The organism is Vibrio sp. JC009, from assembly GCF_029016485.1.
Taxonomy (GTDB): domain Bacteria; phylum Pseudomonadota; class Gammaproteobacteria; order Enterobacterales; family Vibrionaceae; genus Vibrio.
On sequence record NZ_CP092106.1, the window covers coordinates 2,774,516 to 2,791,469 of the forward strand.

15 protein-coding genes are annotated in these 16,954 nt (G+C 45.9%); 2 read left to right on the forward strand and 13 right to left on the reverse strand.

All coding sequences use genetic code 11. From position 1 onward, the window contains the following. Positions 1–97: 97 nt before the first annotated feature. Both L3Q72_RS12360 and L3Q72_RS12365 read right to left on the reverse strand, forming a co-directional pair. Positions 98–616, reverse strand: a complete 519-nt coding sequence (locus tag L3Q72_RS12360; protein WP_275130244.1) for a GNAT family N-acetyltransferase — start codon at positions 614–616, stop codon at positions 98–100. Positions 617–623: 7 nt separating this feature from the next. Then, positions 624–974, reverse strand: a complete 351-nt coding sequence (locus tag L3Q72_RS12365) for an antibiotic biosynthesis monooxygenase (protein ID WP_275130245.1) — start codon at positions 972–974, stop codon at positions 624–626. Positions 975–1,281: 307 nt separating this feature from the next. On the opposite strand from L3Q72_RS12365, the gene L3Q72_RS12370 reads away from it, so the two are divergent. Further along, a complete protein-coding gene (locus tag L3Q72_RS12370) occupies positions 1,282–1,557 on the forward strand; it encodes a nitrogenase-stabilizing/protective protein NifW (RefSeq protein ID WP_275130246.1) in 276 nt (91 codons plus the stop codon). A 64-nt stretch (positions 1,558–1,621) separates the two neighbouring features. On the opposite strand, the gene L3Q72_RS12375 is transcribed toward L3Q72_RS12370, so the two are convergent. From L3Q72_RS12375 to L3Q72_RS12385, 3 genes are all read right to left on the reverse strand, one after another. Continuing rightward, a complete protein-coding gene (locus tag L3Q72_RS12375) occupies positions 1,622–2,125 on the reverse strand; it encodes an ImmA/IrrE family metallo-endopeptidase (RefSeq protein WP_275130247.1) in 504 nt (167 codons plus the stop codon). Beyond that, on the reverse strand, positions 2,122–2,565 hold the full coding sequence (locus L3Q72_RS12380; protein WP_275130248.1) for a hypothetical protein: 444 nt from the start codon (positions 2,563–2,565) through the stop codon (positions 2,122–2,124). Before L3Q72_RS12380 ends, L3Q72_RS12375 begins: the two co-directional genes overlap by 4 nt. A 374-nt stretch (positions 2,566–2,939) precedes the next feature. Then, on the reverse strand, positions 2,940–3,284 hold the full coding sequence (locus L3Q72_RS12385; protein WP_275130249.1) for a hypothetical protein: 345 nt from the start codon (positions 3,282–3,284) through the stop codon (positions 2,940–2,942). A 204-nt stretch (positions 3,285–3,488) separates the two neighbouring features. On the opposite strand from L3Q72_RS12385, the gene L3Q72_RS12390 reads away from it, so the two are divergent. Next, complete coding sequence (locus L3Q72_RS12390) at positions 3,489–4,607, forward strand: IS630 family transposase (protein ID WP_275130149.1); 1,119 nt, start codon at positions 3,489–3,491, stop codon at positions 4,605–4,607. A 15-nt stretch (positions 4,608–4,622) separates the two neighbouring features. On the opposite strand, the gene L3Q72_RS12395 is transcribed toward L3Q72_RS12390, so the two are convergent. From L3Q72_RS12395 to ftsZ, 8 genes are all read right to left on the reverse strand, one after another. Then, positions 4,623–4,871, reverse strand: coding sequence for a hypothetical protein (locus L3Q72_RS12395; RefSeq protein WP_275130250.1), 249 nt, complete (start codon positions 4,869–4,871; stop codon positions 4,623–4,625). A 189-nt stretch (positions 4,872–5,060) separates the two neighbouring features. Next, positions 5,061–8,288: a carbamoyl-phosphate synthase large subunit gene (gene carB, locus L3Q72_RS12400; RefSeq protein WP_275130251.1), complete on the reverse strand. Its 3,228-nt coding sequence runs from the start codon at positions 8,286–8,288 to the stop codon at positions 5,061–5,063. 15 nt (positions 8,289–8,303) lie between these two features. Further along, a complete protein-coding gene (gene carA / locus L3Q72_RS12405; protein ID WP_275130252.1) occupies positions 8,304–9,443 on the reverse strand; it encodes a glutamine-hydrolyzing carbamoyl-phosphate synthase small subunit in 1,140 nt (379 codons plus the stop codon). Positions 9,444–9,956: 513 nt separating this feature from the next. Then, a complete protein-coding gene (gene dapB / locus L3Q72_RS12410) occupies positions 9,957–10,766 on the reverse strand; it encodes a 4-hydroxy-tetrahydrodipicolinate reductase (protein WP_275130253.1) in 810 nt (269 codons plus the stop codon). Between the two features lie 107 nt (positions 10,767–10,873). Further along, the gene (gene mutT / locus L3Q72_RS12415; protein ID WP_275130254.1) at positions 10,874–11,272 is read right to left on the reverse strand and encodes an 8-oxo-dGTP diphosphatase MutT; all 399 of its coding nucleotides are present in this window, start codon (positions 11,270–11,272) and stop codon (positions 10,874–10,876) included. Between the two features lie 257 nt (positions 11,273–11,529). Continuing rightward, complete coding sequence (gene secA, locus L3Q72_RS12420) at positions 11,530–14,253, reverse strand: preprotein translocase subunit SecA (RefSeq protein ID WP_275130255.1); 2,724 nt, start codon at positions 14,251–14,253, stop codon at positions 11,530–11,532. Between the two features lie 413 nt (positions 14,254–14,666). Further along, entirely contained in the window at positions 14,667–15,584 is a 918-nt protein-coding gene (gene lpxC / locus L3Q72_RS12425) for a UDP-3-O-acyl-N-acetylglucosamine deacetylase (RefSeq protein WP_275130256.1), read from the reverse strand. Between the two features lie 131 nt (positions 15,585–15,715). Further along, positions 15,716–16,927 (reverse strand): cell division protein FtsZ, encoded by a 1,212-nt coding sequence (ftsZ, locus tag L3Q72_RS12430; RefSeq protein ID WP_275130257.1) that lies wholly within the window; start codon positions 16,925–16,927, stop codon positions 15,716–15,718. Positions 16,928–16,954: the final 27 nt, after the last annotated feature.

Here is a 16,954-nt window from a genome sequence, read left to right on the forward strand (position 1 = left end):
TAACGCGAATAACTCAAAAAGATAACGTCACAGACCTGACAAAGTTACGACAGTTTTAATTTTTCAATAAGTTAGAGCAACCAGCTTTAAGCTAAGGTTAGCCACACTGAATCCAGTAACGAGCTAGTGGTTCAGGGTACACCCGCCCCACGACGATTTTTTCCAGCTCACCACCATTGGCTTCAATCACTCCGCGGGATGCCAGGTTATCTTCATCAGCAACGATTAATGCCTTTTCAATTCCCAGAGCTTTTGCTTTTGGCAGCACAAGCTTAAGCATCGCGGTACCAAAACCCTGCTCGCGGAAAGAAGGCGCTATGTCATAACCGATATGCCCACCTTCAAGAGATAAATAATCATTATCAATATGATGGCGAACCCGGATTGCACCGATAATATTCTTACTGTCATCAACCAGCCAGAAATGACTGCAAGGAACATAGCCTTGCTGCACATTGATTCCTGCCGCTTCGTCAGTGATTTGCTGAATATAAGCCGCAAAGTTGTCTATTCCGGGCTGATAAAACCCGGAGTTAACTTCATCATTCTTCGCAAAGTCTTCATAGAAGGCTTCAAATTCAGACTTATATTCCAGCGATGGCTCGATAAGTTTCATGCTTCAATTACTCGTAAACAGGTGCGTCGTAATTGTAACCTTCGTCTGAGTATGCAGTCACAATGGCGTCTGCTACCAGTCCGGTTTCTGCTTTAACCTGTGTTTCAAAGAAATCACCAATCTGCTTTCTTCTGCCATGCGCCGCCCATGCATCTGCATCTTCCCAGATTTCATTAAAGACAATCGGGTATTCATTTCTTGTTGCGCTTGGGTGGTCAATCTGACGAGTCACTGTGTACTGAAGGCAGCCTTCTTCACGGTAGGAATCCGGCTCAAGTGCTTTCAGCACCTCAAACAGTTCTGCTTCTTTGCCTTCTTTCGGCTTAAATTGCGCTATAACATAAACACGGCTAGTCATCTCATTTCCTTCTTATTTGATAGGTAATACCAATACCAGTAATTAGCTGTTCAGTGATTGCGCAGGCAAAATTGCTAAGAGCAAGGCAAAATTTGCAGTAACTAGTGGATCTAATTACAAAAATTTTAACGCAGCTATTAGCAATTTTGACCAGCAAGGATGAACAGATAATTGCTGGGATTGGTATAATTACCGGGATATGGTATTTGAACAGCAGAGGAAATAACAGAGAAAGCAAGCAAGTTGTGACTTTAGTGCACAGACAGTGTGCTATTGTGTCCGGGTTACCTAATAACTACGGCTAAGTATGAGTAAAAAAGAGATTCAGGAAATTATTGCCGGATTTACCTCAATAGAGCAGGCGCTGGACTATTTTGAAATTGAGTACGACAGCAAGTTTATTGATGAGTACAGAACTCAACTGGTAAAGCGTTTTAACGGCTACCTGATAATGGAAAAACCGGAGGACTGGTTTGCAGCCCGGCGCTCTCTGAAAAACGCCTATTGCAAGGTTCAGCGCTCTCGCCTGGATAAGCACACTCGCCAGGCGTGCCGGGGGTGTACAACTTGCCAACGGCGTTAAAAGGGTTCAATTCAAAGCATGGCTGTCTCGCAATTGAGCCCTCTTTAAATATTCAGTTGTAAATTTACTGCTCTGAAAGCTCAATATTCAGGTTCTGCAATCGAAACCGCAATGCAGATTCTGAAACATCCAACTTTCGCTTAACAGAATAAAATGAGTATCCAGCATCACGCCATTCTTCAATCAGGTTCTTAGGCATCAGGAGATCAGCTGCAAAAGCATTCGCTTCAGTCTCATGACGTTGCTTGATATTTGGGTTATCGTGTCCCGTTTCAATTGAGCGGTAAGCTTTGTTATCTCCGGTACCATAACCTAAGATTTCTCGGTGCTGATAGAAATGCCCCAGTTCATGAGCAATAGTAAACCTCTGTCGAACCCTTGGATGAATAGCGTTAAAAGCGATACGATATTTGAAATCACTTATACGTTCGATATATCCCGATACACTATCAGGCATTCGCTCAGCAATACACTCAATCCCTAACTGCTTACACAGGGCTTCTACATCAGCCGGGCTATTTTGCTGAAAGTAAGTTAACCAGCCTTTCAATGATTTTGGTTCACTCATAGATGCTCCCCCCAATCTGCTTCATCAACACTCACTTCCGTTCTGTCTGGCTGTCCATCAGACAATGTATCTCTAATTGCCTCATCAACTTTCATCATAACTATATTTCTGGCATCTCTGTCAATAAAGGCTTTAATCTCTTCAGTCGCGACCTTTTCAGCTATAAGCTCAGACTTTTCTTTAATACTCAAAAAAACAAATATGGCCGACAAACCTACTATAACACCAAGCAAAGCGAGGCACACGCTAACAAAGTCTAATCTACCGAGTTGATATGCCATGGACACGCTATCACACGCCTCCACATTTTTGGAACAAAACTCTCCAACTTTACTTAAGTCGTATGCAAAATAATCACTGATGAAAAAGTACGTTATGATCAGCAAACATACTGAAATAATGAAGAAAAAACATAACAGTGCTTTTTGATAACTTGTCATCTTTGTCCCACTATCAAAAAATTCGCACTCTTATATCACATAAGCGAGATTAAAGCCATGCTCATTTATACAGTATGCAACCCGTCGCAACCGTATTCTGTTATTTATCAAGACTTATTTCATTCTCCTCACACCAGAGCTCCAAAGCTTCCCTAAGAGCTTTATCCTGATAGGCATGCCACTCTTGTATTTTTCCCAGTTCATCGATTCTGCCCCTGAGCTTTGAGAATGCACCAGGCTGAGAAAAATATGAATAAATTAGCTCGTACTCTTCCGGGATGACCTCACTAGTACCTAAACACAGAAGTTATGATCGATTGAATTTAGTACACCAAGGTGGTGTCTCACCTCTTTGGTGCACTAAAGCTGCATAATTAAATAACCGGTATCTGGGAGTCAGGCAAAGTCACCCGAATACTTCGCGGTTTACGCGGCTGTTTTTCAATAAGTCCTTTTTTCTCCAGATTTTTAATCATCTGATTAACAGTGGGAGCGGTTACTTTAAAGTAGTGCTCCATTTCGGCGTAAGCCGGGGGAAAACCACGCATCTTGGTGTATTGATGAATAAAAGCCAGATATTGACCTTGTTTCTCCGTGTACGGAATATCCGGCGGCTCCGGTAGCGATAACAATAGTTCAGCTGGAACATTAACAAAGAGACTTCGGGCAACACCGGGGGACTTAATTATCCACTTTTTCTTTTCTAGGTTTTTTATCATTTGATTCACTGTAGGGGCGGTGACTTTGAAGTAAGCCTGGATATCAGCGAAGGCTGGCGGGATCCCTCTCAATCGTGTGTATTCGAGAATATAAGTCAGATATTTTCGCTCTTTTTCCGTAAATGCGTAATTTTCAGGGTCAGGGATCGACACAGCAAGCCTTTTGTGATCAAGTATGGTGGTTATCAATACCGAGATTGTGCCATGAATGTCAAATACGTTGTAGAGCTGAGTAATGAAGAACGAGATACGTTAATAAAACTCACGTCAAAAGGTAAGGAAAGCGCCAGAAAACTCAAAAGAGCCCAACTGTTATTACTTGCCGATGACGGCAAGCAAGACAAAGACATTGTCGAACTGCTTCATATCAGTACATCAACCATTTACCGGACCAAGAAACGATTTGTCGAAGAGGGTTTGCCTGAAGCTTTGAATGAAGGAAGAAGAACAGGTTGCCCGCGCAAGCTCGATGCTGTCAGTGATGCATTGTTGACGGCCATTGCCTGTAGTGAGCCACCAGAAGGTTGTGGCCGGTGGACATTAAACCTAATCGCCGATGAATTTATGGCCTTGGTGGAAGGAGAATCGATATCAGTTGAGACGATTCGAAGGCAGCTCAAGAGCAACGATTTGAAACCCTGGCAGAAAAAGATGTGGTGCGTTGGTGATATGAATGCCGAATATATTGCCCGCATGGAGCATGTGCTTGACTTGTACAGTCGTCCAGCTATTCCCGATGAACCACTAATCAACTTTGATGAGGCGATGAAACAATTGGTGGCAGATATTAAGCCATCAACTCAGGCTAAGTCAGGGCAACCTCCGAGAGAAGACTATGAATACAAGCGAGTGGCGGTGGCTAATCTGTTCATGTTTTATGACTGTCACCGAGGGTGGAGAAAAGTCAAAGAAACAGAAAATAAAAAGGCTGAGGACTTTGCACAATGTATGAAGGAGTTGGTGGATATCCACTACCCTGAAGCTAAGAAAATTCATGTCGTGATGGACAACTTTGGCACGCATACAGAGGCTTCACTCTATAAGGCATTTGAACCAGCAGAGGCCCGGAGGCTTCTGAGCCAATTGGAATTTCACTATACCCCTAAGCATGCCAGTTGGCTGAATAAAGTGGAAATTGAAATAGGGGTCATGAACAGACAATGTCTGAATCAAAGGATCCCGACATGGGAGAAATTACGCAATGAACTGGATGCGTGGGAAACGCGAAGGAATCAGGAAAAAGCTTCTATCAACTGGCAGTTTGACATAGAAGCAGCACGAGAAAAGTTCACCAAAGCCTACGCCAAACTACGAAAGAAATAGCGTAGGCTCAATATGTCAGAACTTATGTGTCGGAGTACTAGCAAACTTAAGCGCCACAGAGCGGCCAAGATCCAAGTCTGTTTTTGAGGGCACTTCAATATAACGATCATTTACATATAGATCTTCGGGTGGTTCTTCCTCAACACATTCTCCGGCCAGGTAAACTCGCCCCTTCTCTTTATCCACAAACGCTTCCGCAGTAATACTTGGAGGCCCTGACACAAACTCAACCGCCATTTCCAAATCACTAAGGCTAACCTTCACAATAATTCTCCTCTATTCAAATAAGCTAGATCATCATTAGGCAACAGGCCTGGAAATATGCTAGCTACGATTTATATTTCTTAGCTCGAAATCAATGTAACTAATACCAATACCAGTAATTAAGATCAAAAAAGGGAGAAGACCTACGCCTTCTCCCTTCCAGTTTTATTTCAGCAAATCGTAATACGATTACGACTGAGCTTTCACCTTAGCATGCAACTCCTGAACAGAAGTTACTGAGCTGCGTGCGTCAGCAGTGTGGCCCATACAGGTTGCGAACGCTGCGTTTAGCGTTGTTGTATAGTTCACTTTTTCTGCCAGTGCGCCACGGCGAAGGACTTTTGAGTCTTCAATTGCCTGACGGCCAGCTGCTGTGTTGATGATGTAGGTGTACTCATTGTTCTTGATACGGTCAAGAATATGAGGACGACCTTCGTGTACCTTGTTTACAAGACGAGGGTTAATGCCCGCTTCACCAAGTACAACGGCAGTGCCGTGCGTTGCATCCAACTGGTAACCCAGTTTAACCAGCTTAGAAGCCAGATCCACAACACGCTGTTTGTCATCGCTGCGAACAGAAATCAGAGCACGGCCACCTTCTGGGTAAACATTGCCACAACCCAGCTCTGCTTTCGCGTAAGCTTCAGCAAACGATGCACCAACACCCATAACCTCACCGGTTGAGCGCATTTCAGGGCCAAGCAATGGGTCAACGCCAGGGAACTTGTTAAACGGCAGAACCACTTCCTTAACAGAGTAATAAGGAGGGATAATCTCTTTAGTGAAGTTCTGAGACTCAAGAGACTGACCAGCCATAACACGCGCAGCGATCTTGGCCAGAGGAGCACCTGTTGCTTTAGAAACAAATGGCACGGTACGCGCAGCACGAGGGTTAACCTCAATCAGGTAAACTTCGTTATCTTTAACCGCAAACTGCGTATTCATCAGGCCGCGCACACCCAGCTCAAATGCCAGCTTCTCAACCTGCTCACGCATCACATCCTGGATCTCTTTGCTTAGCGTGTAAGCCGGTAGCGAACATGCAGAGTCACCTGAGTGAACACCCGCCTGCTCAATGTGCTCCATGATACCGCCGATAACTACGCGCTCACCGTCACAGATAGCATCGATATCCACTTCCGTTGCGTTATCAAGGAAACGGTCCAGAAGAACCGGAGATTCGTTTGATACGCTAACTGCTTCGTTAAAGTAGCGACGCAGGTCAGACTCATCGTATACGATTTCCATCGCTCGACCACCCAGAACGTAAGAAGGACGTACCACCAGCGGGAAGCCAATCTCTTTAGATTTCTCTACTGCCTGCTCAAGTGCCGTTACTGTTGCGTTAGCCGGCTGAAGAAGGCCAAGACGCTCAACAGCAGCCTGGAAGCGTTCACGGTCTTCCGCACGGTCGATAGCATCCGGGCTTGTACCGATAATCGGCACGCCAGCTGCTTCAAGGGCGCGAGCCAGTTTCAGCGGAGTCTGGCCACCGTACTGAACGATAACGCCTTTTGGCTTTTCAACGCGTACAATCGAAAGTACATCTTCAAGCGTTACCGGCTCGAAGTACAGACGGTCTGAAGTATCGTAGTCAGTAGATACGGTTTCAGGGTTACAGTTAACCATAATGGTTTCGTAACCGTCTTCACGCAGCGCAAGTGATGCGTGTACACAGCAGTAGTCAAATTCGATACCCTGACCGATACGGTTTGGACCACCGCCCAGAACCATGATCTTGTCTTTGTCTGTCGGGTTCGCTTCACACTCTTCATCATAAGATGAGTACATGTAAGCCGTATCAGAAGAGAACTCAGCCGCACAGGTATCTACTCGCTTGTAAACCGGATAGATTTCAAACTGGTCACGCAGACGGCGAATTTCGCTCTCTGCAACACCCAGAAGGTCAGACAGACGCGCATCAGAGAAGCCTTTACGCTTCAGCTTGCGAAGTACATCTTTATTCAGACCGGCAAAACCGCCAGCTTTTACTTCTTCTTCCAGCTTAATCAACTCTTCAATCTGAACCAGGAACCAGCGGTCAATCTGAGTCAGGTTAAATACGCCATCTACAGACATACCAGCACGGAATGCATCTGCGATATACCAGATACGCTCAGCACCAGCATCTTTTAGCTCATGGCGAATCTTAGTCAGTGCATCCGGCGCATCAAGGTCAACCATAGGGTCGAAGCCGTTAGCACCAACCTCAAGACCACGAAGAGCTTTGTGCAGAGATTCCTGCTGGTTACGGCCGATAGCCATAACCTCACCCACTGACTTCATCTGAGTTGTCAGACGGTCATTAGCGCCAGCGAATTTCTCGAAGTTAAAGCGAGGGATCTTAGTTACTACGTAGTCGATAGTAGGTTCAAATGATGCCGGCGTTGCACCACCTGTGATGTCGTTCATCAGCTCATCAAGTGTGAAACCAACAGCCAGTTTTGCTGCAATTTTTGCAATCGGGAAGCCAGTCGCTTTAGATGCAAGAGCAGAAGAGCGCGATACACGCGGGTTCATCTCGATGATAACCATACGGCCATCTTTCGGGTTGATACCAAACTGTACGTTTGAACCACCTGTTTCTACACCGATTTCACGCAGTACCGCCAGAGAAGCGTTACGCATCAGCTGGTACTCTTTATCAGTCAGAGTCTGAGCCGGAGCTACCGTGATTGAGTCACCGGTGTGGATACCCATTGGGTCAAAGTTTTCGATGGAACATACGATGATACAGTTGTCCGCTTTGTCGCGAACCACTTCCATCTCGTACTCTTTCCAGCCGATAAGAGATTCATCGATAAGAAGTTCGTTAGTCGGAGAAAGATCCAGACCACGGCGACAGATCTCTTCGAACTCTTCTTTGTTATAAGCGATACCGCCACCGGTACCACCCATAGTAAATGAAGGACGGATAATACATGGGAAGCCGACCATATCCAGCACTTTATAAGCTTCTTCCATGCTTTTCGCTGTATCTGCGCGCGGACACTCAAGGCCGATAGACTTCATTGCCTTGTCAAAACGGGAGCGATCTTCTGCCTTATCGATGGCATCTGCTGTCGCACCAATCATTTCAACGCCGAATTCTTCCAGTACACCTTCACGCTCAAGATCAAGCGCACAGTTCAGTGCAGTCTGACCACCCATTGTTGGCAAAACTGCGTCCGGACGCTCTTTTTCGATGATCTTACGTACCACTTCCCAGTTGATCGGCTCAATATAAGTCGCATCGGCCATTTCCGGGTCAGTCATAATGGTCGCTGGGTTTGAGTTTACAAGAATAACTCGGTAACCCTCTTCGCGAAGCGCTTTACACGCCTGCGCACCAGAGTAGTCAAACTCACATGCCTGACCGATTACAATCGGGCCAGCACCCAGAATCAGAATACTTTTAATGTCATTACGTTTTGGCATTCTCTACTACCCCAATTAAGCTTTGTGCTGTTGAATCAATTCAATAAAGTGGTCAAATAGTGGTGCTGCATCGTGCGGACCAGGGCTTGCTTCAGGGTGCCCCTGGAAGCTGAATGCAGGCTTATCTGTACGGTGAATACCCTGCAAAGAGCCGTCGAACAGCGATTTGTGTGTCGCTTTCAGGTTCTCTGGCAAAGTTTCTTCGTCTGCTGCGAAACCGTGGTTCTGAGAAGTAATCATTACTACGTCACGATCCAGGTCTTTAACCGGGTGGTTAGCACCGTGGTGACCAAACTTCATTTTCACAGTCTGCGCACCAGAAGCCAGTGCCAGAATCTGGTGACCAAGGCAGATACCGAAAATCGGCAGGCCTTTATCAAGGAATACTTTTGTCGCTTCAATCGCGTATGTACATGGTTCCGGGTCACCCGGGCCGTTTGAAAGGAAAACACCATCCGGGTTCATCGCCAGTACTTCTTCTGCCGGAGTCTGAGCAGGAACAACCGTCAGACGGCAGCCTCTGTCCACCAGCATGCGCAGGATATTGCGCTTAGCACCGAAATCGTAAGCCACTACATGGAATGGCAGTTCACTGTCATCTTTCGCTTCAGGCAGACCACCTTCCAGCGTCCATGACCCCTGCTTCCAGGGATAAGCTTCTTTCGTTGTTACTTCTTTCGCTAAGTCCATACCCTTAAGGCCCGGGAACTCTTTTGCTTTCGCCAGAGCCAGCGCTTCATCAATGTTGCTTCCTGCAACGATACAACCATTCTGAGCACCTTTTTCGCGCAGAATACGCGTCAGCTTACGGGTATCAATATCCGCGATGCCGACAATGTTCTGCGACTTAAGGTAATCAGAAAGAGACTGTTCATTACGGAAGTTAGAAGCGATAAGAGGAAGATCGCGAATCACAAGGCCTTGTGCATGAATAGAAGAAGATTCTTCATCTTCGGAATTGGTTCCGGTATTGCCTATGTGAGGATAAGTAAGGGTAACAATCTGTTGTGAATAGGAAGGATCAGTGAGGATTTCTTGGTACCCCGTCATCGAGGTGTTAAAAACGACTTCACCAACGGCGCTGCCGTCCGCACCAATGGACACTCCGTTGAATACTGTCCCGTCTTCCAGGACAAGCAATGCTGACTTACTCAAGACAACCTCCAGAATAAAAATGCATAAAATGTGTATTTTTTTGCAATTCTACCTTCCTTTCTATCAGAAAGAAATGGCTAAGTAGAATTTAGACAAATTGGCGGTATTCTAGGGACGAGTGTGATTTGTGTCAATATAACTAGCCAATAAAATTAATATTTATATCGACATTAAGCAACTTTTTCACTCTAACAGCTAAAAACAACAAGAAACCTCATCTAAAAACACCACTTTCATCAAATAACTTGTAGAGCACATCAATTGGCGTTCACTTATTAATCAGCGAAACTTTAGCCAAGCACGCAAACGTTAACTACTATACAAAAACAATACTTTTATCGAAATCCAGCCCAAAAACCACCGAAACAGCACAAAAACTCAAGACAAACCAATAAAAACAGGCTGAATCATGCCAGATAATTAATAGGAAGATAGGAGGGAATACGGTATGCGTCAAGAATTCTTGACGCATAAATATGTAAAAACGGGAAATTATTTTAAAAGAAGGGAAAACTAGATAACATCCAGACCAAGAACTTCGGTCATAGTATAAAATCCGGCTGGTTTATCATTCAGCCATACCGCCGCTTTTACTGCGCCGTTGGCAAATGTCATTCTGTCAGTCGCCTTGTGAGTGATCTCCACGCGCTCACCAATATCGGCAAACATTGCGGTGTGCTCACCGATGATGTCACCGGCACGAATAGTAGCAAAACCAATTTCATCACGGGTACGCTCACCGGTAATACCTTCACGCGCATATACCGCCACATCGTTAAGCTCATTACCCATAGCGCCCGCGATGGCTTCGCCCATACCAATTGCAGTACCTGACGGAGCATCAACCTTATGTCTGTGATGCGCTTCTACAATCTCGATATCGCAGTAGTCACCCATTACCTTGGCCGCTTTCTCCAGCAGTTTAAATACCAGGTTCACACCCACGCTGTAGTTTGGTGCCATAACCACAGGTACCACTTTCGCCGCTTCATCGATCTGCTGTTTCTCTTCTTCGGTAAAGCCTGTTGTACCGATCACGATCTTTTTCTGATGCTGCTTACAAAGCTCCAGATTAGCCAGAGTACTCTGAGGGGCTGTAAAGTCGATGATGACATCAAAATCCGCCACGCACTTTTCCAGGCTATCGATCAGAGAAACCTCAAAACGGCCTTCACCACATAACTCGCCAATATCCACACCGATAAGCGAAGACTCCGGTCGCTCCGAACCTGCACCTACTTTTGCATCTGCACTGTTACTTGTCGCTTTTACCAGGTTACGGCCCATTCGGCCTGCAGCTCCTGCAATCGCAATTCTTACCATTGCGTTTTTCTCCATTCTTTTTTAGGGGAAGTTCATTCCCCTAACTTAATAAAAAAGGTGAGACGCGTAAACATCTCACCTTAGTTTTAATCATATTATCTGAAGAATTAACCAAATTCTTTTATCACACGCTCCAGAACCGGGATATTCGCTTCCGGAAAATCGTATTCTCTTATCTGAGGTATCTCCACCCACTCACCTCTCTGGCCTTCTTTGCCGTAAGGTTTGTTATCAAACTCAGAGACGATAAAAAAATCGAACTTAAGTGATTTTTCCGGGTAGTCATGAGTCAGCTTTTCAAAGTGCTCAAACCCGGTCACTTCAATGCCCACTTCTTCAAACAGTTCCCTGACGATGGCATCTTCTGCAGTTTCACCAAGCTCCACCTTACCGCCCGGAAACTCCCAAAGGCCACCTTTATGGGCTTTATCCGGCCGCTTGGTAATAAAAACCTTATCCTGCTGCGGATTTAAGATTACTGCTGCTGCGATATGAAGGCGTTTCATTTCTATATCTCTTTATTCTACGATGCTCAGGTTCTCTATATGGTTGCGCCGGAGCCTAACTAGCCAGTTAAGTGTACTTGATGGAGCAAATATACTTGTCCAAGGATGGACAAGTTTAAGCGCACATGGATGTCTTGAGCGTTTTGCGGAATCAAGTGCGCTTAGCTGGCTCACCAGAGGACTATCAAGTTCTCACAAAAAAGCCCATTAGCAATCAATACTAACAGGCTTCTATTAAGTTTGAACGGTATAAGTAATTAGCTCAATTTACCGTGGCACTGCTTATACTTCTTACCTGAACCACACGGGCAAGGGTCGTTACGGCCAATCTTCTGACCTTCACGAACAACCGGCTTCTGCGGAGCATTCGCTTCATCTTCATCAGCCAGCTGGTTTTCAGCCTGCTGGTGATTGAACTGCTGACGGCGAGCCGCTTCTTCAGCCTGCGCTCTGCGCTGTTCTTCCATACGCTCAACCTCTTCCTGCTGCTGAACGCGAACCTTACTCAGGATCTGAATCACCTCAAACTTCAGAGTTTCAAGCAGATTCTCAAACAGCTCGAAAGATTCACGCTTGTACTCCTGCTTAGGGTTCTTCTGAGCGTAACCACGAAGGTGGATGCCCTGACGAAGGTGGTCCATTGCAGCAAGGTGCTCTTTCCAGAGATTATCAAGCGTTTGCAGCATAACAGACTTCTCAAAGTTACGAAGAACCTGTTCACCCACAATCTCTTCTTTACCTTTGTAAACCTCAACCGCGCTTTCAAGGATCTTCTCTCGAAGTGCTTCTTCATAAAGCTTATCGTCGTCATCCAGCCACTTCTGAATTGTTAGCTCGAGATCGAAGTCCTTCTTCAAACGCTGTTCCAGACCTTCGATATCCCACATATCATCCAGAGACTGAGGCGGAATATATTCATTGATAACTGATTCGAATACATCTTCACGGTTATGAACAATCATTTCGCTGATATCGTCAACACTCATCAGTTCGTCACGTAGTTCATAAACTACCTTACGCTGATCGTTTGCAACATCATCGTACTCAAGAAGCTGCTTACGGATATCGAAGTTACGGCCTTCAACCTTACGCTGTGCCTTTTCGATAGAGCGTGAAAGCATCTTACTTTCAATCGCTTCACCCTCATCCATACCGCTCTGGATAAGACCAGCCATACGGTCAGACGTAAAGATACGCAACAGTGAATCTTCCATAGACAGGTAAAAACGGGATGAACCAGCATCACCCTGACGACCGGAACGGCCACGCAGCTGGTTATCAATACGGCGTGATTCGTGACGCTCAGTACCGATAATGTGCAGACCACCAGATTCCAGTACCGCATTGTGACGAACCTGCCACTCATCTTTGATCTTCGCGATCTGATCTTCTGTCGGGTTTTCCAGCTTAGCGATCTCTGCCTGCCAGCTACCACCCAGCACGATATCCGTACCACGGCCCGCCATGTTAGTTGCGATAGTTACCACCGCAGGTGCACCGGCAAATGCAACAATGTCCGCTTCCTGCTCGTGGAATTTCGCATTCAGTACGTTGTGCTTGATCTTCGCTTTCTTAAGCGCGTTAGAAAGCAGCTCAGATTTTTCGATGGAAACCGTACCAACCAGAATCGGCTGGCCTTTCGCAACGCGATCTTTGATATCTTCAATGATGGCGTTGAATTTTTCAGCTTCAGTACGGTATACCACATCCGCCATATCATCACGGATCATTGGTTTATTGGTTGGGATTACCACTGTCTCCAGACCATAGATTGACTGGAATTCAAATGCTTCGGTATCCGCAGTACCTGTCATACCGGACAGTTTTTCGTATAGGCGGAAGTAGTTCTGGAAGGTAATCGATGCCAGAGTCTGGTTTTCATTCTGGATCTTAACGCCTTCTTTGGCTTCAACAGCCTGGTGCAGACCTTCTGACCAGCGACGACCCGGCATAGTACGGCCAGTGTGCTCATCAACGATGATGACTTCATCATCTTTAACGATGTAATCCACATCTTTTTCAAACAGGACATGTGCGCGAAGTGCTGCGTTAACATGGTGAAGCAGACTGATGTTTGTTGGTGAGTACAGAGTGTCACCCTCTTCCATCAGGCCGTTTTTCACCATCAGCTCTTCAACAAACTCCTGACCGGTTTCTGTCAGGTGAACCTGCTTGGATTTTTCATCAACTGTGTAGTGACCGTCGCCACGGTACTCTTCAGTATCTTCCTGCTCCTGCTGTTCAAGGCTAGGGATCAGCGCATTGATACGGGTATACAGCTCAGAACTGTCTTCAGCCGGACCGGAAATAATCAGCGGTGTACGGGCTTCATCGATAAGGATGGAGTCAACTTCATCGACTACGGCAAAGAAACGCTCGCGCTGAACGCGGTCTTCATTTCTGAACGCCATGTTGTCACGAAGGTAATCGAAACCGAACTCGTTGTTTGTACCGTACAGAACATCACAGGCATAAGCCGCTTGTTTCTCTGGCTGTGGCATATTTGGTACGTTAACGCCAACCGTCATACCAAGGAATTCAAATAGTGCGCGGTTAGTTTCTGCGTCACGCTTAGCCAGGTAGTCGTTCACGGTTACAATGTGCACGCCTTTACCCGGAAGTGCATTCAGGTAAGCAGGAAGGGTTGCTGTCAGGGTTTTACCTTCACCGGTACGCATCTCTGCAATCTGACCTGCGTTCAGCACCATACCACCAACCAGCTGCACGTCGAAGTGGCGCATGCCGAACACACGCTTAGATGCTTCGCGTACTGTCGCAAAAGCTTCTGGCAATAGTTGATCAAGAGTTTCGCCTTTTTCTAAACGCTCACGAAACTCAACCGTTTTCGCTTTCAGCTCGTCATCAGAAAGCGCTTCAAATTCCGGCTCATAGTTGTTGATCTGTTTTACAATTTTTCTTAATCGTCGCAGAGTTCTGTCATTGCGACTGCCAATTACCTTTGTCAGCAGCTGAGTTATCATTTGTTGTGAATCTCTTGTTGTTCAGCTAACACCGCTTGGTTAGCCATAAAAAAATGCTATCAGTCTCTATCAGTTCCAAACTAAGAACACTGAGAAATAAATCCTGTGATTCTGATATTGAGGTGAAACCCAGAGTTTTCAAGCTATAGCAAAAAATAATGCCACATATATTAAGGGATTCTTCTGGTCCCGACCATTAGGAGTAGCATTAGTTTGAGCAGCTTTGAAAAAAAAGGCGTTTCTGACTAAATAGCGAACAGCTTTGACCAAAGCTTTGCACCAATAGTAAGCAATGCTTGTTACAAGAAGATGCGCCAGATACTAGCACGGCGGGAAATTGCCGCGTGGGAAGTTGGGGTGGAGATACAAAAAAGCCAGGCGATCGCCTGGCTTTTCTTAAAATCTTTAGCTAATTACGCAAGAACCATATTTGGCTCAGCAAAGGCTACCGGTGAACCCACTTCTTCTTCGAAGGTTGCCCATTCCCAGGCTTCCTGATCCGCCATAACCGCTCTTAGCAGTTTGTTGTTCAGGCCGTGACCTGATTTATACGCACGAAGTTCACCAACAATGCTGTGGCCGCCCATGTAAAGGTCACCAATGGCATCCAGAACCTTGTGAGTTACAAACTCATTATCAAAACGAAGACCTTCTTCGTTTAGAATGCGGTACTCGTCAAGAACGATAGCACAGTCAAAGCTGCCGCCAAGGCAAAGGTTTTGTGACTGAAGATATTCAATATCGCGCATAAAGCCGAAAGTACGGGCGCGGGAGATATCTTTCACAAACGCGTTTGAAGAGAAGTCAAACAGCATGTGCTGCTCATCCGCTTCAATAGCCGGGTGATCAAATTCGATTTCAAAGTCCATACGGAAACCGTTATAAGGAACCAGCTCGGCCCACTTATCACCATCTTCAACACGCACAGGCTTTTTAATGCGAATAAACCTTTTCGGCATATTCAGAACTTCAATACCAGCAGACTGGATCAGATAAACAAAAGGACTGGCACTTCCGTCCATGATAGGAATCTCAGGTGCATCAACTTCAACGATAACGTTATCGATACCCATGCCTGCAAGTGCAGCATTCAGGTGCTCTACCGTTGAAATTCTGACGCCATCATCGTTAACCAATGCTGTACATAGCATGGTGTCGCGAACTGAATCAGGATCTGCCGGAAAATCGACAGGTGTCTCCAGGTCGGTACGACGATATACAATCCCTGTATTTGCAGCGGCTGGACGTAAGGTAAGCGTAACTTTACGCCCAGAGTGTAAACCTACCCCGGTCGTTTTTACGATTTCCTTCAGAGTTCGTTGTCTGATCATCAGCTTGCCTCTAGTTAAGTGCTACAAATCACGGTCGATCATGTAATCGACCGCGAATACTATCACAAATTTGAAGTCTGTCAAATTTGCTGGCTTTTTCATCACCCAAGAGACAAGTATCTAAACTTAACTTAGTCTGCTTGGCGACGTAAAAACGCCGGTATATCCAGGTAGTCGCTTTCCCTTTCAGCCTCTGCTGCCGCCTTTGGTGCGCTGTTTGAAACAGCGGCCTGAGACGTAGCTGCAGGTTGCGGTTTTACCTCTGTTTTATTATGCAAAGGCTGTGCCGCTTTTTCCTCTACTTTTGCCGCTGCAGGTTGAGCTGCAGTTGGCGCTGGTTTTGGCTTAGCTGCTGAACCAGTTACCAGAGTCATCTCTGGTTTCTTATCGTTTCCTATGCCTGTTGCAACAACAGTTACACGGAATTCATCCGACATATCCGGGTCTAGTGACGTACCGATAACCACTGTCGCGTTATCAGATGCAAATGCTTTAACTGTATTACCAACCGTTTCAAACTCGTCAAGACGCATGTCCAAACCAGCGGTAATGTTAACAAGCACGCCACGAGCACCTGCCAAATCGATATCTTCAAGAAGTGGAGAAGAAATCGCTGCTTCTGCAGCCTCTTCCGCACGTTCTTCGCCTTTCGCTACACCGCTACCCATCATTGCATGACCCATCTCTGACATCACTGTACGTACGTCAGCAAAGTCCACGTTGATCATACCCGGGCGAGTGATTAGCTCAGCAATACCCTGTACTGCATTTTTTAGCACATCGTTCGCGTAACCAAAAGCCTCTAGCAGGGTTACACTACGACCATAGACCTTAAGTAATTTCTCATTTGGAATGGTGATCAAAGAATCGACATGTTTAGATAACTCTTCGATACCCTGTTCAGCAAAAGCTAAGCGCTTTTTGCCTTCAAATCCAAATGGCTTAGTTACTACGGCAACAGTAAGGATATTTAGTTCCTTAGCAACTTCAGCAATAACAGGAGCTGCACCTGTACCGGTACCGCCGCCCATACCGGCAGCGATAAATACCATATCGGCACCAGCCAGTACTTCTTTAAGTTTTTCTTGATCTTCGAGAGCTGAGTCACGTCCTACCTGAGGATTCGCACCTGCTCCAAGACCTTTGGTGATATCTCCACCAATCTGGATCACTGAGCTCACTGACGCTTTGCGAAGTGCTTGCGCATCCGTATTTACGCTAATAAATTCAACGCCTTCGATGGATTCACGAACCATATGTTCTACTGCGTTACCGCCACCACCACCTACGCCAACGACTTTAATTACCGCATCGTCTGACATTTCCATCATCGGTTCAAACATGTGTTATCTCCGTTTTTCCTGCTCTCA